The organism is Novosphingobium sp. 9U (assembly GCF_902506425.1).
In the GTDB taxonomy this organism is placed as follows: Bacteria; Pseudomonadota; Alphaproteobacteria; order Sphingomonadales; family Sphingomonadaceae; genus Novosphingobium.
The window spans coordinates 1,110,198-1,131,259 of sequence record NZ_LR732469.1; the positions used below are offsets into that span (position 1 = coordinate 1,110,198).

Here is a 21,062-nt window from a genome sequence, read left to right on the forward strand (position 1 = left end):
TCTCAAGCCTTCTGCTTGCGACGGATTTCGGAACGGACCGAGAGGCCCAGGGCATCGGCAACGAGGGCGGCCTGCTCGGAGGCATGGCGCTTGGCGAGGCCGGTCGCCGGCGAGGCCGAGGAGGCCCGGCCAGCATAGCGCGGACGACCGATCTTGAGGTTCGACTGCTCGATCGCATCCTCGATCTGCGAGCCGACGAAGAACCACGCGCCGTTGTTGCGCGGCTCTTCCTGACACCACACCACCTCTTCGAGGTTCGGCATGCGCGACAGGCGTGCGGCCAGCGGCTCACCCGGGAAGGGGTAAAGCTGTTCGACGCGGATGATCTGGACGTCGTCGATCTCGGCGGCGTCGCGCGCCTCCATCAGATCGTAGGCGACCTTGCCGGAGCACAGCACGACCTTCTTGGTGGCTGTATCGGTGGGTGCCTTGGGGTCCGACAGCATGCGACGGAAGTGCCCTTCGCCCACGAACTCGCTCGCCGGCGACTTCGCCAGCGGATGACGCAGCAGCGACTTGGGCGTCATGATGATCAGCGGCTTGCGGAACGGGCGGTGCATCTGCCGGCGCAGGACGTGGAAGTAGTTGGCCGGCGTGGTGATGTTGCAGACCTGGATGTTGTCCTGCGCGCACAGCTGCAGGTAGCGCTCCAGGCGGGCCGACGAGTGCTCCGGCCCCTGGCCTTCGTAGCCGTGGGGCAGCAGCATGACCAAGCCATTCGCGCGCAGCCACTTGGCTTCGGCGGCGGCGACGTACTGGTCGATGATGATCTGCGCCCCGTTGGCGAAGTCACCGAATTGCGCTTCCCACAAGACCAGGGTCTTGGGATCGGCGCTGGCGTAGCCGTACTCGAAGCCGAGCACGCCATATTCGCTGAGCGTTGAGTCCAGGACCTCGAACCGGCCATGGGGCAGCGTGGTGAGCGGCACGTACTTGTGCTCGTCGGTCTGGTCGACCCACACCGCGTGGCGCTGGCTGAAGGTGCCGCGTCCCGAGTCCTGGCCCGAGAGGCGGACCGAGTATCCTTCGGAGACGAGGCTGCCGAACGCCAGGGCTTCCGCGGTCGCCCAGTCGAAGCCGTCGGCAGACTTGAACATCTCGCGCTTGGCATCGAGCACGCGGCCGAGCGTCTTGTGGATCGTCAGATCCTCAGGGACAGTGGTGAGCGTGCGGCCCAGGCTGTCGAACAGCTTGGCGTCGATCCCGGTGTCGACGTTGCGGCGCGAAGTCTCCGGGTCGGCCGGCTTGTTGAAGCCGCTCCATTGCCCGGCAAACCAATCAGCCTCGTTGGCCTTGTAGCTCTTGGCCGCCTCGAACTGCTCTTCCAGATGCTGAACGAACGTCGCTTCGGTCTCGGGCAGGAAGCTGTCGTCGATCACCCCCTCGCGCTTCAGGCGCTCGGCATAGATCGCGCTGACCGGCGGGTGCTGGCGGATCTTGGCGTACATCAGCGGCTGCGTGAAGCTGGGTTCGTCGCCTTCGTTGTGGCCGAAGCGGCGATAGCACCACATGTCGATCACAACATCGCGCCCGAACTTCTGGCGAAAGTCGATCGCCAGCTTGCAGACGAAGGTCACCGCCGCCGGATCGTCACCGTTGACGTGCAGGATCGGCACCTGAATGCCCTTGGCGACATCCGACGGATACGGCGAATTGCGCGCGAACTGCGGACTGGTGGTGAAGCCGATCTGGTTGTTGATGACGAAGTGGATGCAACCGCCGGTGTTGTAACCCTTCACGCCCGAAAGGCCGAAGCATTCCCAGACGATGCCCTGACCGGCAAAGGCGGCGTCGCCGTGGATCAGCACCGGCAGCACTTGCTTGTGCTTCGCGCCAGCTCCGATGTCGTCGCCGATGTCGTCCTGGATGACCTGATAGGCGCGCACCTTGCCCAGCACGATCGGGTCTACCGTCTCGAGGTGCGAAGGATTGGCCATCAGGCTCATGTGAACCTTGACGCCATCGAAGTCGCGATCGGTCGAGGTGCCGAGGTGATACTTGACGTCGCCCGAGCCGCCCACGTCCTCGGGATTGGCGCTGCCGCCGGAGAACTCGTGGAAGATGACCTTGTAGGGCTTGGCCATGACGTTCGCGAGCACGTTCAGGCGGCCGCGGTGAGCCATGCCGTAGACGATCTCGCGCACGCCGAGCTGGCCGCCGTACTTGATCACGGCTTCGAGCGCCGGGATCATGGACTCGCCGCCATCGAGGCCGAAGCGCTTGGTGCCGACGTACTTCTTGCCGAGGAACTTCTCGTACTGCTCGCCGCGGATCACCGCCTGCAGGATCGCCTTCTGGCCTTCCGGCGTGAACTCGATCTGCTTGTTGGGGCCCTCCATGCGATCCTGGAGGAAGCGGCGCTCCTCGGTGTCGCTGAGGTGCATGTACTCCAGGCCGACCTTACCGCAGTAGTTCGCCCGCACGATATCGACGATCTCGCCGACCGTGGCCCACTGCAGGTCTAGGAAGCCGCCGAGAAAGATCTTACGCTTCAGAGCGTCGCCGGTGAACCCATGGTATTCTGGCGTCAGGTCGGCCGGCAGCTCACGGGTGGAGACGCCCAGCGGGTCGAGATCGGCCGCGAGGTGACCGCGCACGCGGTAGGTGCGGATCAGGTTCATCGCGCGCAGCGAGTCCGATGCGGCCTGTTCGATGCGGGCTTCGTCGACCGGTGCGCCGGCAGTCTTGGCCGCCTTCTCGATCTTCGCCTTGAGCGTGGTCGGGTCCAGCGCCTGGGTCAGGTCGTCTTCGTAGTCGCCTCCGACCGGCGGCCAATTGCTCCGCTGCCAGCTGGGACCCGGTTGCGGGTCATCAGGGAAGAAGTCGAACGTTTCGTTGCCCATGGCATAGACCTTATCCGCGCCGGGACGCTGTCCCGGCGCTTGCATCAAGTATTCATGGCCTTGGCACGTTCCCGGGGAGGGAAGCCCATGCGTCGGCTGATGTTCCCGCCCCGACGCTTTGCAGGGCGGGGAACGGGATCAGGCGAGTTCCTTCAGCACGGCCTGAAGGGTCGTACCCAGTTCGGACGGCGAGGGCGAGACGCGGATGCCGGCCTCCTCCATCGCCGCGATCTTGTCTTCCGCGCCGCCTTGGCCGCCCGACACGATCGCGCCGGCGTGGCCCATGCGGCGGCCCGGAGGCGCCGTGCGTCCAGCGATAAAGCCGGCCATCGGCTTTTTGCGGCCGCGCTTCGCCTCGTCCTTGAGGAACTGCGCCGCTTCTTCTTCGGCCGAGCCGCCGATCTCGCCGATCATGATGATCGACTCGGTCTCGTCGTCGGCCAGGAACAGTTCGAGCACGTCGATGAAGTTCGTGCCGTTGACCGGATCGCCGCCGATGCCGACAGCCGTCGTCTGGCCGAGTCCTGCATTCGTCGTCTGGAACACGGCTTCATAGGTAAGCGTGCCCGAGCGCGATACAACGCCCACTGAGCCCTTCGAGAAGATGTTGCCGGGCATGATGCCGATCTTGCACTCGTTCGGCGTCAGCACGCCGGGGCAGTTCGGGCCGATCAGGCGCGACTTGGAACCGGTCAGCGCGCGCTTAACCGGGATCATGTCGAGCACCGGGATACCCTCGGTAATGCAGATGATCAGCTCCATCTGCGCGTCGATCGCTTCCAGGATCGCGTCCGCGGCGCCGGCGGGCGGCACATAGACGCACGAGGCGGTGGCGCCCGTCGCAGCCTTCGCCTCATGAACCGAGTTGAACTGCGGCAGCCCCAGGTGCTCGGTACCGCCACGGCCCGGAGTCACGCCGCCGACCATCTTGGTGCCGTAGGCGAGCGCCGTCTCGGTGTGGAAGCTGCCGGTCTTGCCGGTCATGCCCTGGGTGATGACCTTGGTGTTCTTGTCTACGAGAATGGACATAAGTCGATCCTATCCTTCATCACCCCGGGGAGGCTGGGGCCGCATCCATGATGCATGCGTGAAAATCATGTCGCCCCGCATCAGCGGGGCGACGGTATGCGGGAAATCAGGCCAGGCTCTCGTCGATGCCCTTGCACGCGACCAGCAGTTCCTTGACCGCGTCGATAGAGACCTGCAGGCCTGCCTTGGCCTTGTCGTTCAGTTCGATCTCGATGATCTCTTCCACGCCCTCGGCGCCGATCTTCACCGGCACGCCGACGTAGAGGCCATCCACACCGTACTGGCCTTCGAGGTAAGCGGCGCAAGGCAGGATGCGCTTCTGGTCCAGCAAGAAGCTCTCAGCCATGGCGATCGCCGAGGCGGCGGGAGCGTAGAACGCAGAGCCGGTCTTCAGCAGGCCGACGATCTCGCCGCCGCCGTTCGCGGTGCGCTTGACGATCTCGTCGATGCGCTCCTGCGTCGACTTGCCCATCTTGATGAGGTCGGGAACGGGGATGCCCTTGACGGTCGAGTATTCGACCACCGGCACCATGGTGTCGCCGTGGCCGCCCAGCACGAAGCTGGTGACGTCACGCACCGAGACGCCGAACTCCCAGGCGAGGAAGGTCGAGAAGCGCGCCGAGTCCAGCACGCCGGCCATGCCGACGACCTTGTTGTGCGGGAGCCCCGAGAACTCGCGCAGCGCCCAGACCATCGCGTCCAACGGGTTCGTGATGCAGATCACGAAGGCGTCGGGGGCGTTGGCCTTGATGCCTTCGCCGACGGCCTTCATCACTTTGAGGTTGATGCCGAGCAGGTCGTCGCGGCTCATGCCGGGCTTGCGCGGCACGCCGGCGGTGACGATCACCACGTCGGCGCCGGCGATCGCGGCATAGTCGCTCGAACCGGTGATCTGGGCGTCGAAGCCTTCAACCGGGCCGCACTGCGCAAGATCGAGCGCCTTGCCCTGGGGAACGCCGTCGGCGATGTCGAACAGGACGATGTCGCCCAGTTCCTTTTGCGCGGCGAGGTGAGCCAGGGTGCCGCCGATGTTGCCGGCGCCGATAAGGGCGATCTTCTTGCGAGCCATAGAGCCTGTCAGTCCTCTTCACACGAGCGGGGCAGCGGACGATGTGGCGGCCTGCTATGCCCCGTCGACGGCAGGCTCCGATAAGTTCCGCGCGTGCCTAGGCCTGTGAGGGGGCGATTGCAACCGCCAAAAGGCAAAAACAACCTCCGATCCAGCTGCTTAGATGATAACGGTTCGCAGTAGCAACAAGCGTGGATCAGCGCTCCGCAGCATGGCGCAGCCGGGCCGCGACCCGCTCCGCAAGCCGGCGGTCGAACTGCCGGCACACCGACAACCAGTGCTGCGAAGCGGCCGGATCGCCATGGTCGCGCGCAGCGGCGGCGTAGGCTCCGGCCTGCTCCGCCGCCGCCAGGCCGTGGTCCGCGAAGTGGCGCAAGGCGGAGACCAGCGCGGCGCTGTCGGTAAAGGTGCGCGTGTTGTCGTTGGCAGCGCAGAGCGGTGCCGATCGGCACCGCCACGCCCGTATCTGGCAATTGCCGCGGGTTCGGGCACCGGCAAAGCGGATGGTCATGATCGAAGCGGCCCTTGTGTCGTTATCGCGTGAGCCACGGATAACGGAACGCTCCTAAGCCTTTGATGATAGGCTATGGTTTCAGAGGCGTTGAGGATTGCCGCTCGTCGCGCCGATCAACCGGTCGGGCTCTGGATCCACTGCCCGGAGTTGCGATACTCGTCCTTCACGCCCGTGCCCTCAGGCAAGTTGCTGCCTTGGTAGAGGCCATCGCCGCCACGCTCCTTGAGCTCGCTGGTGTAGGCAGGCGGCGGAGCAGAGGCGGCCGTCGCGGTCAGCCCGCCGGGGTTCGCCACCAGACCGGCGGCGCGCGCGCGCTGCAGACCCTCGTCGTAGGCCTTCTGGATCGCCAGGGGATCGAGCGCTGCGCTGGCGGCAACGGCCACGGAAGAGTCATCATGGCGATGCGGCGCCGGCAGCGGCTCGCCGCCAAGATAGGCATAGCGGAACATGCGCGGCTGCCCGGCTTGCCCGTTGAAGCTGTAGAACCGGTGCGCCCCGATCGTCAGCAGGTAGTGCAGGCTGGGCGCCCAGTACGGGTGGACGGCCACCGTATGATAATGCGTCGCCAGGCCGACCGGTGCGTAGACGTATCCGGCCAGCGCCTGCCGCGCCACGCCGGCCGCGCGTTCCCAGAACAGCCGATTGGGCCGGCGCGCCAGCGAACCGTCGCAGGTGAAAGAGAACTGGCACCCGCTCGACCGCTCGGACCCTTGGTAGACGACACCGCACACCGTCTTGGGATAAGCCGGATGCGCCACACGGTTGAGCACCACTTGCGCGACCGCCTGCTGACCCGCGTCGGCCTCGCTCGCGGCTTCATAGTATATGGCCGCGGTCAGGCACTGTTCGGCGCGGGTGCGGTCGACGCCGCTGTTGTCGATCCGAAGCGATTGCGCGACCGGCGGAGGGACGATGCTGGAGCCCGGTGTGCCTTCCGCGTCCGAATGGATGCCCTCGCCAAGCCCGGGCTCGCGCTTGTCGAGCTCCAGGTAATAGAAGGCCGATCCCGGAAAGCTGTCGCCTGCCCGCTCGAACGGCAGGGGTTCGACAGCGACGCCCTGCGCCGTAGCATCGCCGACCGAAAACGCATCCCAGCTGCCGGGCGCGGCGAAGGCGGGGAGCGCGATCGCGCCTGCCACTGCCAAGGCCAGGCGCGCGCGATAGCGTCCGCGCGCCGCCCTCAGCCGCGCGCCGCCGTGTCCCACGCGCGCCACGAAGTCCCGCGGGCGCAGTTCGTCGAGGCAGATCGGAGCGAGGCGAGAGGTCATGCAGTCCTGGTCAGAGCCATGTCGATCTTGCGCCTACGCGCCCGCGTATGGCTTGGCAGCAGGGGAATGGCGTGCGTCCCGATTCGGTACATCGCTGCCCCATAGCCTTAATCGGTTAAGGACTTGCGTTGTCGATCGCGTGCCCTTGCCAGCGCCGGCGCGGGCGACTAGGGGCGCGCTCACGTCACGGGTTGACCGGGAAACCGGACCCAAGAGGGAATTCGGTGCAAAACCGAAGCTGCGCCCGCAACTGTGACCGGGGAGCCCTTCCTCAACCAAGCCACTGGCGCCTCAGGGTGCTGGGAAGGCGGGGAAGGGCAGCGATCCGGGAGCCAGGAGACCTGCCCGAAAAGACGGTCGTTCCGCATCGGGCGGGTGAACCGGTGCAGCGTGGTGCGTGCTTCCATGAGGGGAAGCGCGGGCCTCTCGCCATGAACGGCGCTTCGTTCAAGGTTGGAGGTTTGCACATGAAGTACCTGTTTTTGCTCACATCGGCGCTCGCGATCGCCACTCCGGCGCTGGCGCAACAGGCCGATACGGACGCCACCAACGAAGCGGGCTTCTACGACCCGACGTTGACCCGCGACCCTGACACCATCACGGTCCTCGCCACCGGCAGCCAGCTTCCGATCGACCGCACCGGTCAGCCGATCAGCGTCATCGGCACGCAAGAGATTGCCTCCATTCAAGGCCCGGACATCACCCGCGTGCTGGAGCGGCTCCCCGGTGTCACCTTCGCCCGCAACGGCGGCCTTGGTTCGACCACCAGCTTGTTCGTGCGCGGCGCCAACTCACAGCAGCTGCTGGTGCTGGTCGACGGCTTGCGCGTGGCGGACGTGGCGGCTCCGGGCGGCGGCTATGACTTCGGCAACCTGACCACCGGCGGCCTCGGCCGCGTCGAGCTGCTGCGCGGTTCCAATTCGGTCGTCTGGGGCTCGGAAGCGATCGGCGGCGTGCTGGCGCTCACCTCGCGTGACCTGAACGGCCTGGAAGCCTCGGCCGAGTACGGCGCGCGCGACACCTTCGACGGCCAGGTCACCGGCGGCGTCTCGGGCGACAACTACGGCGTGACCCTGAACGGCGGCTACCTCACCACCGACGGCCTGAGCCAGGCCGCGAACGGCGCCGAGCGCGACGGGTTTCGCCAGTACCGCGCCGGCGGCCGCGCCCATGTCGAACTGACCCCCGGCCTGACCGCCAGCCTCGTCGGCCGCTACACCCGCGGCAAGCTCGACATCGACGGGTATCCCGCGCCTCTGTTCGAATTCGCGGATACGCCCGAGTACCAGAAGACGCGCGAGATCGGCGGCCGCGCCGGGCTCGCCTGGACTTCCGATGCGCTGGACCTCAACGCCGGCTACCAGGTGTCCGACACCCGCCGCCGCTATTATGACCCGACCTTCGGCGACACCGACTTCAACTCGGAGACGCAAGGGCAGAGCCGCCGCGCGGAACTGGCCGGCACCTATCGCGCCAACCAGGAGCTGCGGCTCGACTTTGGCGCGGACCACGAATGGTCGCGCATCGATACCGTGTCCGCCTTCAGCCCGGCGGCGCGCTACAAGGCCAATCTGTCGAGCGGCCACGCGTTGCTGGGCTGGTACGGCGATCGCTTCACGCTTGCCGGTGGCCTGCGCTACGACGATCACTCGCGCTTCGGTGATCGCTGGACCTTCGGCGCCAACGGCAGCTTTGTCGTGACGGATCAATGGCGTGTGCGTGCCTCTTACGGCGAAGGGTTTAAGGTTCCGACGCTCTATCAACTCTTCTCCGAGTACAGCAATCCCACGACGACCCTGAACCCCGAGAAGAGCCGCAGCTACGACGCCGGGATCGAGTACGGCGACCGCAACGGCGATCTTCATCTCGCGCTCACCGGCTTCCGCCGCGACAGCCGAGATCTGATCGGCTTCACCTCGTGCTCGGGCGCGATCTGCGCCACGCGGCCGTTCGGCTACTACATCAACGTCGGCCGTGCGCGTGCGACCGGCTTCGAGCTCGAACTGGGCGCGCGCGTCAGCGAGACGCTGCGGGCGCAGGCGTCCTACACCTACGTGAAGTCCACCGACCGCACGCCGGGTAGCTTCGACGAGGGCACCGATCTTGCCCGCCGCCCGCGCCATGCGCTGACCGTCTCGACCGACTGGACGCCGGTGAAGTCGGGGCCGCTGAGCGGCTTTGCCCTGGGCGGCGACATCCGCCTGGTGAGCGACAGCTATGACTTTGCGGGCGAGTTCGGCCGTATCAAGGGCTACGTGCTCGGCACCGTGCGCGCGAGCGTGCCCGTGGGCGAGCACCTGGAAGTGTTCGGCCGGGTCGAGAACGTGACCGACGAGAAGTACGAGACGGCAGGCGGCTATGGTACGGCCGGGCGCTCGGGCTTTGTCGGCATCCGGGCAAAGATGTGAGATCGATGACGTTCCTGCCCCGGCTATGCCGGGGCGGAACACCGCTCGCTCGATATGGGGCGAGCGGATTGGCCGCTGTCGTGCTGGCGCTCGGTGGGTGCCAGGACGGCACGGCGCCGCCGGTCATCCGATCGGCGCGTCCGAGCGTGGTGTCGCTCAATCCGTGTAGCGACGCGATCCTGGCGCAAGTGGCTGCTCCCGGACAGCTGCGGGCGGTCTCGCACTACAGCCACGAACCGGGGTCCAGTTCGATGGGTGTGGCTGCGGCGCGGCGCTACCCCGCCGTCTCGGGCTCGGTCGAGGAGATCACCAAGCTGGCGCCTGACCTCGTCGTTGCCGACGTGTTCCTGCCCGCACCGACGGTTCAGGCGCTTCGTGACCTCGGCATTCGGGTGGTCACTATCGGCAGCGTGAACAGCGTGGCTTCCAGCGAGGCGCAAGTGCGGGAGCTGGCCGCCGCTACCGGGAATTCCGAGGCTGGTGAGGGACTTGTTCGCCGGATCGAGCAAGCGCTGAGAAGCGCTGCGCCCTCGAACGGCACGAAGCCGGCATCGGCGCTCGTCTGGGAGAGCGGCGGCATCGTCGCGGGCGACACCACTCTGATTGCCGACCTCATGCGGCGCACGGGCCTCGTCAACGCCGCGGCGGCACGGGGCATGCGCCAGGCGGATTACCTGCCGCTGGAAAGCATGCTGGCCGATCCGCCGGACGTGATCCTCGCCACGGGAACGCGGCAGTCGCAGGAAGATCGGCTTCTCTCGCATCCGGCCTTGGCAGCGCTGACAGGCACGCGCCGCGTGCATTTCGACAGCACTCTGCTGTGGTGTGGAGGGCCGACGATCGTGCGGGCGGCGGGTGAGCTGGCTCGAGTTCGGCGTGAGGTTCAAGCGGGTAAACCGCCGGTGGTGGGGGAGGGCTTCGACAAGCTCAGCCTGGGCGGTGTGGGGGCAATGTCCGCGCAACGCCGCGCCTCAGATAAGCAAGATCAACAAGTTACCTCCCTTATCAAAGAGTTTACCCCAACACCGCCCAGGCTGAGCTTGTCGGAGCCCGCCCGCAACACTCGCGACTTCGCATGACCCGCCGCCTCATCCTTATCCTGGTCCTAGCGCTAATCCTCGCAGTGCCGTTATCCCTGCTCGCCGGGCGCGTATGGATTGACCCGCTCGACCCGCACACCCGCAACGCCACCGTCATCCTGTTCCAGCTCCGCCTTCCGCGTGCCGTGCTCGCGCTGATCGTTGGCGGCGGGCTCGGCACCGCAGGCGCGGCGATGCAGGGTTTTCTGCGCAACCCGCTCGCCGATCCTGGCTTGTTCGGCGTGTCGTCCGGAGCGGCGCTGGGTGCGGTGCTGAGTTTCTGGACGGGCTACGCCGCCTCGGTCTACCTGCTGCCGGTGTTCGCCCTCGTCGGCGCCGGCGGGGCAATGGCGTTGCTCGCCCTCATCGCAGGCCGCGACGGCGGGGTGGCGCTGTTCACGCTGGCCGGGCTGATGATCGCCAGCCTGGCAGGCGCGCTGATGAGCCTGGCGATCAGTCTATCGCCCACGCCCTTCGCCATGAGCGAGATCGTCACCTGGCTGATGGGCGCGCTGGCCGACCGGTCCTGGCGCGAAGTGTGGATCGCCGCGCCGCTGACGCTCGCCGGCATTGCCGTTCTGGCGCTCGCCGCGCGCAGCCTCGATGCGCTCACCCTGGGCGAAGCCGCTGCGCGCTCGCTCGGCGTGGAGCCGCGCCGGCTTCAGGCGGTGATGATCGTCGGCGTGGGGCTGACGGTCGGCGCGAGCGTGGCGGTGGCTGGGATCATCGGCTTCGTCGGCCTGATCGTGCCGCACCTCGTGCGCCCGCTGACCGACCGCCGCCCATCCTCGCTGATGCTCCCGAGCGCCCTGGCCGGCGCGCTGCTGCTGTTGCTGGCGGACGTGCTGTGCCGCATCCTCCCGCTCGCGGGTGGCGAGTTGCGCCTCGGCATCGCGCTCAGCCTGATCGGCGCGCCGTTCTTCCTGCATCTGTTGCTCAAGATGCGGCGGGGCCTGGCATGAACAACAGCCTGGCGCTCGATCAAGTGACGGTGACCGGCCGCCTCGAAGCAGTGACGGCCAAGCTAAACCGCGGCGGCGTGAAAGCGATTTGCGGGCCGAACGGTGCCGGCAAGTCTACGCTGCTGTCGGTGCTCGCCGGGCTGCTGGTGCCGGACAGCGGCTGCGTACGCCTGGGCGGCACGCAGATCGACCGGCTGCCCGCGGCCGAGCGCGCACGCTTGCTCGGCTACCTTCCGCAGGCCCCCGAGGTCGCGTGGGACGTCTCGGTCGAGACCCTGGTTTCGCTCGGCCGGCTGCCTTGGCGCGGGGCTCCGGCGAGCGAGGCGCAAGCGGCGGTCGATGCCGCCATCACCGCCATGGACCTCGACCGTTATCGCGATCGCCCGGTTTCGCGTCTTTCGGGCGGTGAGCGGGCGCGAGCGTTGATGGCGCGTGTACTGGCGACGCGGCCCGATTGGCTGCTGGCCGACGAGCCACTCGCCAACTTGGACCTCGCGCACGCGGCCACGTTGATGCGCCGCTTCCGCGAGCAGGCGGGCGAGGGCAGGGGCGTGGTTCTGGTGCTGCACGATCTGGCGACGGCTATGAACCATGCCGACCGCGTGCTGGTGCTCGATCGTGGCCGTCTTGTCGCCGACGGACCACCGGGCCAGGCGCTCTCCGAAGCCGTGATCCGCGACGTCTGGGGCGTCGAGGCGCGCTGGCTTGGCGAGCCGGGCGCACGGGCGCTCGCGATCGGCTGAGCATTCGTCAGCCGCCACGGGGGTGGCGCAGAATAGACTTTCCTACAACCGGGATCTCACGATACTCTTCCACCTTCCTGAGGGGGAAGGCCACAAGCATGTCAGACGAATTCATCGGCGATCCGACGCCGCTGCGCGATGCCGACTACGAAAAGGCGGCGCGTGACTTGGGCTGTACTGTCGCGGCTGTGCGCGCAGTGGCGCAAGTCGAGAGCGCGGGCGGCGGCTTCCTGGCTGACGGCCGGCCCAAGATCCTGTTCGAGCGGCATATCTTCCACAATCGAACGGGCGGCAGGTACAGCGCCGCGCACTCCGACGTTTCGTGGCCCACGCGCGGCGGGTACCTGGGCGGAGCGCGCGAGTACGAGCGGCTCACCGCGGCATTGAAGCTCGACCGCAAGGCGGCGCTCGAGTCGGCCAGCTGGGGCAAGTTCCAGGTGATGGGGTTCAACTGCTCGAGCGCCGGGCACGCCAAAGTGGAGAGCTTCGTCAAGGCGATGGTCTCGGGCGAGCCGGCGCAGCTGGCCGGGTTCGTCGCGTTCATCAAGACCTGCAAGCTGGACGACGAGCTGATCCGGCGTGACTGGGCCGGCTTTGCGCGCGGATACAACGGCGCTTCCTACGCCGCGAACGCCTACGACCGGAAGATGGCGGACGCTTATGCGCTGTTCGCCAGCGGCGGCGCGCGGACCGAGAACCCGATGCCGCTGCTCAAGATCGGCGACACCGGGCAGGACGTCATGCACCTCCAGGAACTGCTGGGGCAGGTGCCCGACGGCGACTTCGGGCCGGGCACCAAGTCCAAGGTCATGGCGGCGCAGAAGAAGGCGGGCATGTACGCGGACGGCATCGTCGGGCGGCAGACCTGGGAGCTGCTGCTCTCTGCACCGGCGGCCAAGCCTGCCGATAAGCACGCTGCAAAGCCGGGCAAGTCACCTGCGGTAACGCCTGCCGAGCGCAGCCGCCCGCCGCTGCGTCAAGGTAATAAGGGCGAGGACGTAAAGCTGCTGCAGATCCTGCTCAAGCTGGAGCCGGATGGCGAGTTCGGACCCGGAACCAAGGCCGCGGTGGCCGCCTTCCAGAAGTCGCGCAGGCTCACGCCCGATGGCGTGGTGAGCGCCGGCACCTGGAAGGCGCTGCTGGCCTGAGACCCGGCGCCGGCGCGTGCGTCAGGTCACCTGGCCGCGCTTGAGCGGGTTGTCGCCCTTAGGCATGTCGTCGGTGGGGGACTGTTCGGGCACGCTCGCGGTTGCCTCGTCCAGATGGCGGTCGAACACCAGCGATCCGGTCTTCTTGTCGATCTGGTCGCGGCGAAACGGGATCTCGGCGCCGATCGAGGGCTTTTGCTGGTCGGTCTGGCTCATGGTTCTCTCCTCGTGTTTCCACATCCAACACACGAGCTCGAGCGGGAGTTCCGGCCTGCGCGTCAGAGCGCGCCGACGCCTGAGACGAACCGATCGCGCAGGGCCTGCAGCACCCGCGGCGGCAGCGGATCGAGCGCGCGGGCCGGTTTGCCCTTGCGCAGAGCGGCGCGGTCGGCCTGCGAGGGATCGGCGACGCGCACCCGCACCGCCGCCTGCCCCTTGGCCCGCATGCCGAGAAGTTCGGCTGCTCCGCGCGACAAGTCCAAGATGCGCCCGCGCGCCACGAACGGTCCGCGGTCGTTGACGCGCACCAGGATGCGACGTCCAGTGTCGAGCGAGGTCACTTCGACATAGCTGGGCAGGGGCAGGGTGGTGTGGGCCCCCGTGATCCAGGCGGGCCGGAACTTCTCGCCGTTTGCTACGCGGTTGCCGCTTTCGCTGCCGTACCATGAGGCATAGCCGAGCATGTCGTAGCCCGGCTGCGCCGCGGGCGTGTAGGTCGTGCCGCGCACCTTGTAAGGCGCGCCGATGCGAACCGGGGTGTCACTGACGGGGCGGTAGTGACCGCCGCAGGCGGAGAGGGCGAGGGCGGTCAGGATGGCGAGGGTGCGCAGTGCCCCTCCACCACCAGCCTGCGGCTGGCGCTCCCCCTCCGCGATACTAGCTGGGGGAGGATCAAGCGAGTGCCTATCCAAATCCTCCCCGAGCCCGCTCGGGGTGGGGGACCGCTCGCGCAGCGAGTGGTGGAGGGGCAGGACCCTCACCGCCGCACGCCGGCACTCCGGTCCCGCACCGCCTTGAACTCTGACCCTGCCTTCCACTCGGGCCAGCCGGTCGAGTTCGACAGCTCCTGCGCCATGGTCCCGACCAGCTCGATGTCCTGCACCGCGCCGGCGAGGTTCCAGCTGGCGTCCCAGGCGTCGCAAGCCTGGTGGTAGCACTGGCCGGTGTAGCGATCGATCCACGCCTGCCCCGCCGCCCGGCCGCCTTGCTTGAGGTCGGAGGCGCCGGCGATGCCCATCTGCAGCAGCACCGGCACGCCGCGCTTGGCAAAGGAGAAGTGGTCCGCACGGTAGAACAGCCCGCGCTCGGGCAGGCTCTCGGGCGTGACGGTGCGCCCTTGTGCCTTGGCGATGCGCGCCATGTCGTCTTCCAGCGTGTCCTGACCCTGGCCGACCAGCACCACGTCGTTCGCCGCGCCCGCCGTCTGCAGGATGTCGATGGCGAGGTTGGCGACCGTCTTTTCCATCGGATAGATCGGATTAGCGGCATAGAACTCGCTGCCGAGCAGCCCGCGCTCTTCCGCCGTCCAGAACGCGAAGACGACGCTGCGATCCGGCGCGGGCCCGGCCTTCAGGGCGCGGGCGATCTCCAGCAAGCCGCCGATGCCGAGCGCGTCGTCGTTGGCGCCGGCCCGGTACACGCGGCCTTGCGCATCGGGCGCGCCCTTGCCGTAAGCGTCCCAATGCGCGCCGAGCGAGACTACTTCGTCGGCCCGCTTGGCGCCGGGGATACGCCCGAGCACGTTGTGGCTGGCGATCTCTTCGTGGGTGACGGGCACGTCAGCGCTGAAGGTGACGCCCTTGAGTTCGACCGGCCGGAAGTCGGCGCGGCCTGCGGCCTTGCGCAGCGTCGTCAGGTCGAGCCCGGCGCGCGTGAACAGCGCCTGCGCCGCGCCGCCCTCGATCCAGCCTTGCAGGCGCAGGCTGGTCAGGTCCTCGGGCTTGCGGACGATGTCGTAGTTCTCACCGCGCGGGCTGGTTACGACGTTCCAGCCATAGCCGGCACCGGGCGTGTCGTGGACGATCAGCGCGCCGATCGCGCCGCGGCGGGCGGCTTCCTCGAACTTGTAGGTCCAGCGGCCGTAGTAGGTCATCGTCCGCCCGCCGAACTTGCCGGCGACGGCGTCGCCCGGCGTGGCGGCGAAGTCGGGGTCGTTGATCAGGATGACCGCGACCTTGCCTTTCAGGTCCTGGCCCTTGAAGTCGTCCCACTGGCGCTCAGGCGCAGAGACTCCGTAGCCGACGAAGACCAGCGGTGCCTTGTCGATCCGCGCGGCATCGTCAGGGCGCAGGGTGGAGACATAGATTTCCTTGCCAGGCGTGACCGGCGTGCCGCCGAAGCGCATCGTCCCCTGGCCCAACGTGGTGTGCAGCAGCGGCACGGTCTGCAGCCACTGGCCGTCGGGTCCGCCGGGCTCCAGCCCCGCCTCTTGCATGCGCGCGATCAGGTAGCCGATCGTGCGCTCCTCGCCCTTGGTGCCGGGCGCGCGGCCTTCGAACGCATCGGATGCGAGCGTCTTCACATCGCGCGTGATGCGCGCAGGATCGACGGTGACCTTGGCGTGTGCGGGCAGGGAGGTGGCAAGAAGGGCGGCGGCGAGAAGCAACTTGTGGTTCATGGGGTCATCCTAGCTGCGTGTGGGATGGCAGGACAACCTTGCTTACCTCGTCCCAGAGCGATTGCTGCTCGGAAGGCGGAGGCGATGTCGTCCAATTGGCCGATGCCGGGTCGGCGGCAAGTAAAGCCGCGCGATCGCTGGAGCCCTTGACAGGCTTGCGCTTTTGGCATGGAAGGGATCGCGCCCGATTGGTCCGTACAGGTCCAGCTCGCACTGGCTCAGCCGCAAACAAGCGGCCTCAATCCACACCGCTAGGGCTCAGCTTGTGGAAGCGCACCAACCAAGACCGCAGGTCACCTGAGTACTTACGAGTCGCTACGAGCGCACCTCAACCACGCTCAGTACCCGCAGTCGTACCCCGTCGGGCAGGCTGCGCGATCCTGCTCCCACTGCGCCATCTCACGATCATAGCGCCGGCGTTCTTCGCGATAACGGGCTAAGTCCTGCGCATAGGCCTGGCTGCGCGCACCATAATCGTCTGCTTCCTTAAGGCGCCGCTCAGGCCGTGCTTCAGCATAATCTTGCCAGCCACCCGCATAGCGCGCGTCCCGTTGCCGGACGTAGGCGAGCTGATCGAGGTTCATCTTGCGGATCGTCTCACGGTCGCGCGCGATCGCCTCGGGGGTCATCGTCGGATCATGCGGATTGTCCGCCAGCGCGCCTTGCGGCAGCATCGTCGCTGCGGCGCTTGCCGCGCAGAGCCAGGCCCCGATCCTCATGTCTTTTCCCCGCGATCCCCGTTGGTTGTGGCAGGAACATGCCTGCAAACGGGGCGCTCCGCAAAGCCATTGCGATGAGCCGAACGCACCCCATCTACTGCCCCGGACCGCCGCCCCGCTTGATCGGCGCGAACAAATCTGGAACAGACTTCCCGCATGAGCTTGACCCACATCACCGTGCGCGGCGCGCGCGAGCATAACCTCAAGGGCGTGGACATCGCGCTGCCGCGCGACAAGCTGATCGTCATCACCGGGCTGTCGGGCTCGGGCAAGTCGAGCCTGGCGTTCGACACGATCTATGCGGAAGGTCAGCGTCGCTATGTCGAGAGCTTGAGCGCCTATGCGCGCCAGTTCCTCGAGATGATGCAGAAGCCCGATGTCGAGCACATCGACGGCTTGAGCCCCGCGATCTCGATCGAGCAGAAGACCACCAGCCGCAACCCGCGCTCGACCGTCGCCACGGTGACCGAGATCTGGGACTATATGCGCCTGCTGTGGGCGCGGGTGGGAGTTCCGTATTCGCCCGCGACCGGCCTGCCGATCGAGGCGCAGACGGTCTCCAACATGGTGGATCGCGTGATGGCGCTGCCCGAGGGCACGCGCGCCTACCTGCTGGCGCCGGTCGTGCGCGGTCGCAAGGGTGAGTACCGCAAGGAACTGCTCGAATGGCAGCGCGCCGGCTACGCCCGCGTCCGCGTTGATGGCGAAATGTACCAGATCGAGGACGCGCCCGCGCTCGACAAGAAGTACAAGCACGACATCGAAGTGGTGATCGACCGCATTGCCGTGAAGGACGGGATACAGACGCGCTTGGCGGACTCGTTCGAGCAGGCGCTCAAGCTGGCCGAGGGGCTGGCCTACATCGACCTGGCCGACGGCAACGTGCCCGGCCGCGAAGGGGGCGAGGGCACTGCGCTGAAAGGCGCCGGCCTCCCCCCCAACCGCATCGTCTTCTCCGAGAAGTTCGCCTGCCCCGTCAGCGGCTTCACCATCGAGGAGATCGAGCCGCGCCTGTTCTCCTTCAACGCCCCGCAAGGCGCGTGTCCGGCCTGCGACGGCCTGGGCGAGAAGCTGCTGTTCGATCCCCAGCTGGTGGTCCCCAACGAAGGCCTCAGCCTCAAGCAGGGCGCGGTGGTGCCCTGGGCCAAGTCGAACCCGCCTAGCCCCTACTACATGCAGGTCCTCACCAGTCTCGCCGAGCATTTCGGCTTCAAGCTGGAGACCAAGTGGGAGGACCTGCCCGAGGAACACCGCGACGCCATCCTGTTCGGCACCAAGGGCAAGGCCGTCCCGCTCACCTTCAAGGACGGGCGCAAGAGCTACACCGTCAACAAGGCGTTCGAGGGCGTGATCGGCAACCTCAACCGCCGCATGCTCCAGACCGACAGCGCCTGGATGCGCGAGGAGCTGGGCAAGTTCCAGACCGCGCAGCCGTGCGAGACCTGCCACGGCAAGCGCCTCAAGCCCGAGGCGCTGTCGGTGAAGATCGCGCAGAGCGACATCGCCACCGCCGCGCGCCTCTCGGTGTCGGACGCGCACGCCTGGTTCGGCGAACTGGACGCCAAGCTCACCCCGCAGCAGAGCCAGATCGCCAAGGCCATCCTCAAGGAGATCAACGAGCGGCTGGGCTTCCTCAACAACGTCGGGCTGGACTACCTGAACCTCGACCGCACCAGCGGCACTCTCAGTGGCGGCGAGAGCCAGCGCATCCGCCTCGCCAGCCAGATCGGCTCGGGGCTCTCGGGCGTGCTCTACGTGCTCGACGAACCCTCGATCGGCCTGCACCAGCGCGACAACGACATGCTGCTCGCCACCCTCAAGCGCCTGCGCGACCTGGGCAACACCGTCATCGTCGTCGAGCATGACGAGGACGCGATCCGCGCCGCCGACTACATCGTCGACCTCGGCCCCGGCGCCGGCGTCCACGGCGGCGAGGTGGTGGCCGAAGGCACGCTCAAGCAGGTGCTGAAAAGCAAGACCAGCCTCACCGCCGCCTACCTCAACGGCACGCGCGAGATCGAGGTCCCGGCCAAGCGCCGCAAGGGCAACAAGAAGTTCGTCACCGTCGAGAACGCGCGCGCCAACAACCTCAAGGGGGTGACCGCCAAGTTCCCGCTCGGCACCTTCTGCTGCGTCACCGGCGTGTCGGGCTCTGGCAAGAGCTCGCTCACCATCGACACGCTGCAGGCCGGCGCCTCGCGTCAGCTCAACGGCGCGCGGGTGATCGCGGGCGCGCACGACAGGATCACCGGGCTGGAGAACTGCGACAAGGTCATCGAGATCGACCAGTCGCCGATCGGCCGTACCCCGCGCTCCAACCCGGCGACTTACACCGGCGCCTTCACCATCATCCGCGACTGGTTCGCCGGCCTGCCCGAAAGCGCCGCGCGCGGCTACAAGCCGGGGCGCTTCAGCTTCAACGTCAAGGGCGGCCGCTGCGAGGCGTGCCAGGGCGACGGCCTGATCAAGATCGAGATGCACTTCCTGCCCGACGTCTACGTCACGTGCGAGGAGTGCCACGGAAAGCGCTACAACCGCGAGACGCTGGAGGTGAAGTTCAAGGACAAGTCCATCGCCGACGTGCTCGACATGACGATCGAGGATGCCGAGGAGTTCTTCAAGGCCGTCCCCCCGATCCGCGACCGCATGCACATGCTGAACGAAGTGGGCCTGGGCTACGTCAAGGTCGGCCAGCAGGCGACCACGCTGTCGGGCGGCGAGGCGCAGCGCGTGAAGCTCGCCAAGGAGCTCGCCCGCCGCTCCACCGGGCAGACGCTCTACATCCTCGACGAGCCGACCACCGGCCTGCACTTCGAGGACGTGCGCAAGCTCCTCGAAGTGCTCCAGCGCCTCGTGGACCAAGGCAACTCGGTGGTGGTGATCGAGCACAACCTCGACGTCATCAAGGTGGCCGACTGGATCATCGACCTCGGCCCCGAAGGCGGCGTCCGCGGCGGCGAGATCGTCGCCACCGGCACGCCCGAGCAGGTCGCGGCCAACCCGGCAAGCTTTACCGGGCGGTATTTGAAGCCGTTGTTGGAGAAGGGCAGAGTGAACGCGGACTAGCCGAGCCCGTCGTCCCGGACTTGATCCGGGACCGGTTCCGCCATGCCGCGCCCTCTCGTGCGAACGCCGGAGAAGGACGGTTCACGTAGACGCGGAGACAAACAGGAAGATGCGAGGGCCATCGCCCTCGCGCTCCCAGAAATCGAAGCGAGCGACGCTCCGTGTGATCGCCGCAGCGCAGAGCTCTACGCCATCCCCTTGGGCGCAAGCCACAGGCTGAGCGCGGCGATCAGCAGGCGCTGGCCGACGAGGGTGCCGAGCAGCACCGCATTGGTGCGCCGGTTGCGCGCGCGATAAGTCGCGATCAGCAGCGGGAAGGTGGCGAAGACCAGCACCAGCATGAACGCCAGCAGCGCCGGCGGTGTCGGTGCGGTGTCGAGCACGCCCTTTTCGGCGCGGGGCACCAGCGCGTTCATCAGCAGCTGCGCCCCTTGCGTGAACAGCGCGAAGCCCAGCACCACGCGATTGTGCTCGTCGTAGTAGCGGTCAAAGTCGGGCCAGTCGCCCGGCTCCTCGGGAAAGATCAGCGTGGCAACGACGTAGTAGCCGCCCACCACCAGGGTGATCGCCAGCAGCCAGAACATGTTGGCCGGGATCGCGTTGCGATAGGCATAGGCGGCGGTGAAGAACGAGAGCTGGTCGAGCAGCACGAAGGCCCCGAGCAGCGGAACCAGCAGCCCCACCCGCACCGGCGGCGGCGCATCGTCGGCATCGTTGACCCTGAGCGCCCCCTTCGCCGCCGCCCGCTGCCGCGCCTGCAGCCGCAGGATGCGCGCAAAACCACTCAGCAGCTCGGCGATCGAGAGGCCGAGCAGCAGGCTGAGCAGGGCGAAGATGAGGTCGAAGTCAGTCATTGTTGACGATTCAACTAGTCATCAAGCTCATTCTGCAGGGGGGAACAAATCTCCCATGCCTCGATCCTTGGGCTTTTTCGGGCGTTCGACCTTGACCGCGTCAGCCATCTTCTTCGCAGCGACATAGGTCCTCACGTACTCTCCAAGGAGTTCATCAGAAATGTGAGGTAAATCGTCTTCAGACGTCACAACCGCCTGAACTTCGTTGCGGCCTTCAGAAGACAGATCAATCAATTCTGTACGAGCAGCGATCCAGTCCCCCTTGCAGTGCGCTTGTCGTCCTAAGGCTAGGTATACAGCACGTTTCTCTATGCTTAGTGGAGCTTTTCGGGGTTGAAGTAGCGGTATGACTGGCTGCCCTCGGTCATTGACATACCAGCAAGCTGCCTTGACTCGAACAAGGATATTAGGTCCCCATTCGATCATGCTGATGCTACGCAGCCCGGCGTCAGGAAAATCAGCAAAGGATCTACCTTCCACCGGACGTGAGATACCGAGTTCGAAAAGCGCGACGACGCAATCTATGATCCGGCGTGGGCGAGCCAAAATCATCTGTCGGATCGCAGCCGGCTCGAAGATACCTCGAAGTGCTTTCGGCATTAGATCCCAGGTGAAGTCGTGACTAAAGCCGAACCCGCCCTTGTCGAGTTCCATAATTTTGGAGGCTGTAGCTTCAACGTCACCAGGCTCTGTCACATTCGCAACAGACAATGCCAGGGGCGCATTCGAGCGGGACATAAACA

At 66.8% G+C, this 21,062-nt stretch carries 17 protein-coding genes and 1 riboswitch; of the genes, 6 read left to right on the forward strand and 11 right to left on the reverse strand.

What is annotated here, in order from left to right:
• Window positions 1-2 precede the first annotated feature (2 nt).
• From GV044_RS05065 to GV044_RS05085, 5 genes are all read right to left on the reverse strand, one after another.
• The gene (locus tag GV044_RS05065) at window positions 3-2,843 is read right to left on the reverse strand and encodes a 2-oxoglutarate dehydrogenase E1 component (protein ID WP_159870891.1); all 2,841 of its coding nucleotides are present in this window, start codon (window positions 2,841-2,843) and stop codon (window positions 3-5) included.
• A gap of 138 nt (window positions 2,844-2,981) precedes the next feature.
• A complete protein-coding gene (gene sucD / locus GV044_RS05070; protein ID WP_159866278.1) occupies window positions 2,982-3,872 on the reverse strand; it encodes a succinate--CoA ligase subunit alpha in 891 nt (296 codons plus the stop codon).
• 106 nt (window positions 3,873-3,978) lie between these two features.
• Window positions 3,979-4,941, reverse strand: coding sequence for a malate dehydrogenase (gene mdh / locus GV044_RS05075; protein ID WP_159866281.1), 963 nt, complete (start codon window positions 4,939-4,941; stop codon window positions 3,979-3,981).
• Window positions 4,942-5,137: 196 nt separating this feature from the next.
• Window positions 5,138-5,452, reverse strand: coding sequence for a hypothetical protein (locus GV044_RS05080; protein WP_159866284.1), 315 nt, complete (start codon window positions 5,450-5,452; stop codon window positions 5,138-5,140).
• A 116-nt stretch (window positions 5,453-5,568) separates the two neighbouring features.
• Complete coding sequence (locus GV044_RS05085; protein WP_159866287.1) at window positions 5,569-6,723, reverse strand: cell wall hydrolase; 1,155 nt, start codon at window positions 6,721-6,723, stop codon at window positions 5,569-5,571.
• A 171-nt stretch (window positions 6,724-6,894) separates the two neighbouring features.
• Window positions 6,895-7,087: riboswitch (cobalamin riboswitch) on the forward strand.
• 103 nt (window positions 7,088-7,190) lie between these two features.
• Here GV044_RS05085 and GV044_RS05090 point away from each other — a divergent pair.
• The 5 genes from GV044_RS05090 to GV044_RS05110 all read left to right on the forward strand — a co-directional run bounded on the left by GV044_RS05090 (window position 7,191) and on the right by GV044_RS05110 (window position 13,063).
• The gene (locus GV044_RS05090) at window positions 7,191-9,131 is read left to right on the forward strand and encodes a TonB-dependent siderophore receptor (protein WP_159866290.1); all 1,941 of its coding nucleotides are present in this window, start codon (window positions 7,191-7,193) and stop codon (window positions 9,129-9,131) included.
• A 5-nt stretch (window positions 9,132-9,136) separates the two neighbouring features.
• Complete coding sequence (locus GV044_RS05095; protein WP_159866293.1) at window positions 9,137-10,210, forward strand: ABC transporter substrate-binding protein; 1,074 nt, start codon at window positions 9,137-9,139, stop codon at window positions 10,208-10,210.
• Complete coding sequence (locus GV044_RS05100; protein ID WP_159866296.1) at window positions 10,207-11,172, forward strand: iron ABC transporter permease; 966 nt, start codon at window positions 10,207-10,209, stop codon at window positions 11,170-11,172. Before GV044_RS05095 ends, GV044_RS05100 begins: the two co-directional genes overlap by 4 nt.
• A complete protein-coding gene (locus GV044_RS05105; protein ID WP_159866299.1) occupies window positions 11,169-11,915 on the forward strand; it encodes an ABC transporter ATP-binding protein in 747 nt (248 codons plus the stop codon). Before GV044_RS05100 ends, GV044_RS05105 begins: the two co-directional genes overlap by 4 nt.
• A gap of 98 nt (window positions 11,916-12,013) precedes the next feature.
• The gene (locus GV044_RS05110; RefSeq protein ID WP_159866302.1) at window positions 12,014-13,063 is read left to right on the forward strand and encodes an N-acetylmuramidase domain-containing protein; all 1,050 of its coding nucleotides are present in this window, start codon (window positions 12,014-12,016) and stop codon (window positions 13,061-13,063) included.
• A gap of 21 nt (window positions 13,064-13,084) precedes the next feature.
• Here GV044_RS05110 and GV044_RS05115 read toward each other — a convergent pair whose 3' ends face one another.
• From GV044_RS05115 to GV044_RS05130, 4 genes are all read right to left on the reverse strand, one after another.
• A complete protein-coding gene (locus GV044_RS05115) occupies window positions 13,085-13,279 on the reverse strand; it encodes a hypothetical protein (RefSeq protein WP_159866305.1) in 195 nt (64 codons plus the stop codon).
• A gap of 62 nt (window positions 13,280-13,341) precedes the next feature.
• On the reverse strand, window positions 13,342-13,893 hold the full coding sequence (locus GV044_RS05120) for a septal ring lytic transglycosylase RlpA family protein (protein ID WP_159870894.1): 552 nt from the start codon (window positions 13,891-13,893) through the stop codon (window positions 13,342-13,344).
• Between the two features lie 146 nt (window positions 13,894-14,039).
• Window positions 14,040-15,680, reverse strand: a complete 1,641-nt coding sequence (locus tag GV044_RS05125) for a M28 family metallopeptidase (RefSeq protein ID WP_159866308.1) — start codon at window positions 15,678-15,680, stop codon at window positions 14,040-14,042.
• Between the two features lie 338 nt (window positions 15,681-16,018).
• Window positions 16,019-16,399 carry a hypothetical protein gene (locus GV044_RS05130; RefSeq protein ID WP_201299013.1) on the reverse strand — a complete coding sequence of 127 codons (381 nt, stop codon included), beginning with the start codon at window positions 16,397-16,399 and terminating at the stop codon, window positions 16,019-16,021.
• A gap of 156 nt (window positions 16,400-16,555) precedes the next feature.
• Here GV044_RS05130 and uvrA point away from each other — a divergent pair, with 156 nt between their 5' ends.
• A complete protein-coding gene (uvrA, locus tag GV044_RS05135; protein WP_159866311.1) occupies window positions 16,556-19,465 on the forward strand; it encodes an excinuclease ABC subunit UvrA in 2,910 nt (969 codons plus the stop codon).
• 185 nt (window positions 19,466-19,650) lie between these two features.
• Here the strand turns inward: uvrA and GV044_RS05140 are convergent, their stop codons facing one another.
• On the reverse strand, window positions 19,651-20,319 hold the full coding sequence (locus GV044_RS05140; RefSeq protein WP_159866314.1) for a hypothetical protein: 669 nt from the start codon (window positions 20,317-20,319) through the stop codon (window positions 19,651-19,653).
• Window positions 20,320-20,346: 27 nt separating this feature from the next.
• Complete coding sequence (locus GV044_RS05145) at window positions 20,347-20,973, reverse strand: hypothetical protein (RefSeq protein WP_159866317.1); 627 nt, start codon at window positions 20,971-20,973, stop codon at window positions 20,347-20,349.
• Between the last annotated feature and the right edge of the window lie 89 nt (window positions 20,974-21,062).

Coding starts and splice junctions, on each gene's coding strand:
- GV044_RS05130 (WP_201299013.1), bottom strand. CDS start 16,399: ATGAGGATCGGGGCCTGGCTCTGCGCGGCAAGCGCCGCAGCGACGATG.
- GV044_RS05125 (WP_159866308.1), bottom strand. CDS start 15,680: ATGAACCACAAGTTGCTTCTCGCCGCCGCCCTTCTTGCCACCTCCCTG.
- GV044_RS05110 (WP_159866302.1), top strand. CDS start 12,014: ATGTCAGACGAATTCATCGGCGATCCGACGCCGCTGCGCGATGCCGAC.
- uvrA (WP_159866311.1), top strand. CDS start 16,556: ATGAGCTTGACCCACATCACCGTGCGCGGCGCGCGCGAGCATAACCTC.
- GV044_RS05145 (WP_159866317.1), bottom strand. CDS start 20,973: ATGGAACTCGACAAGGGCGGGTTCGGCTTTAGTCACGACTTCACCTGG.
- GV044_RS05090 (WP_159866290.1), top strand. CDS start 7,191: ATGAAGTACCTGTTTTTGCTCACATCGGCGCTCGCGATCGCCACTCCG.
- GV044_RS05080 (WP_159866284.1), bottom strand. CDS start 5,452: ATGACCATCCGCTTTGCCGGTGCCCGAACCCGCGGCAATTGCCAGATA.
- GV044_RS05065 (WP_159870891.1), bottom strand. CDS start 2,843: ATGGGCAACGAAACGTTCGACTTCTTCCCTGATGACCCGCAACCGGGT.
- GV044_RS05140 (WP_159866314.1), bottom strand. CDS start 20,319: ATGACTGACTTCGACCTCATCTTCGCCCTGCTCAGCCTGCTGCTCGGC.
- sucD (WP_159866278.1), bottom strand. CDS start 3,872: ATGTCCATTCTCGTAGACAAGAACACCAAGGTCATCACCCAGGGCATG.
- GV044_RS05115 (WP_159866305.1), bottom strand. CDS start 13,279: ATGAGCCAGACCGACCAGCAAAAGCCCTCGATCGGCGCCGAGATCCCG.
- mdh (WP_159866281.1), bottom strand. CDS start 4,941: ATGGCTCGCAAGAAGATCGCCCTTATCGGCGCCGGCAACATCGGCGGC.
- GV044_RS05105 (WP_159866299.1), top strand. CDS start 11,169: ATGAACAACAGCCTGGCGCTCGATCAAGTGACGGTGACCGGCCGCCTC.
- GV044_RS05085 (WP_159866287.1), bottom strand. CDS start 6,723: ATGACCTCTCGCCTCGCTCCGATCTGCCTCGACGAACTGCGCCCGCGG.
- GV044_RS05095 (WP_159866293.1), top strand. CDS start 9,137: ATGACGTTCCTGCCCCGGCTATGCCGGGGCGGAACACCGCTCGCTCGA.
- GV044_RS05100 (WP_159866296.1), top strand. CDS start 10,207: ATGACCCGCCGCCTCATCCTTATCCTGGTCCTAGCGCTAATCCTCGCA.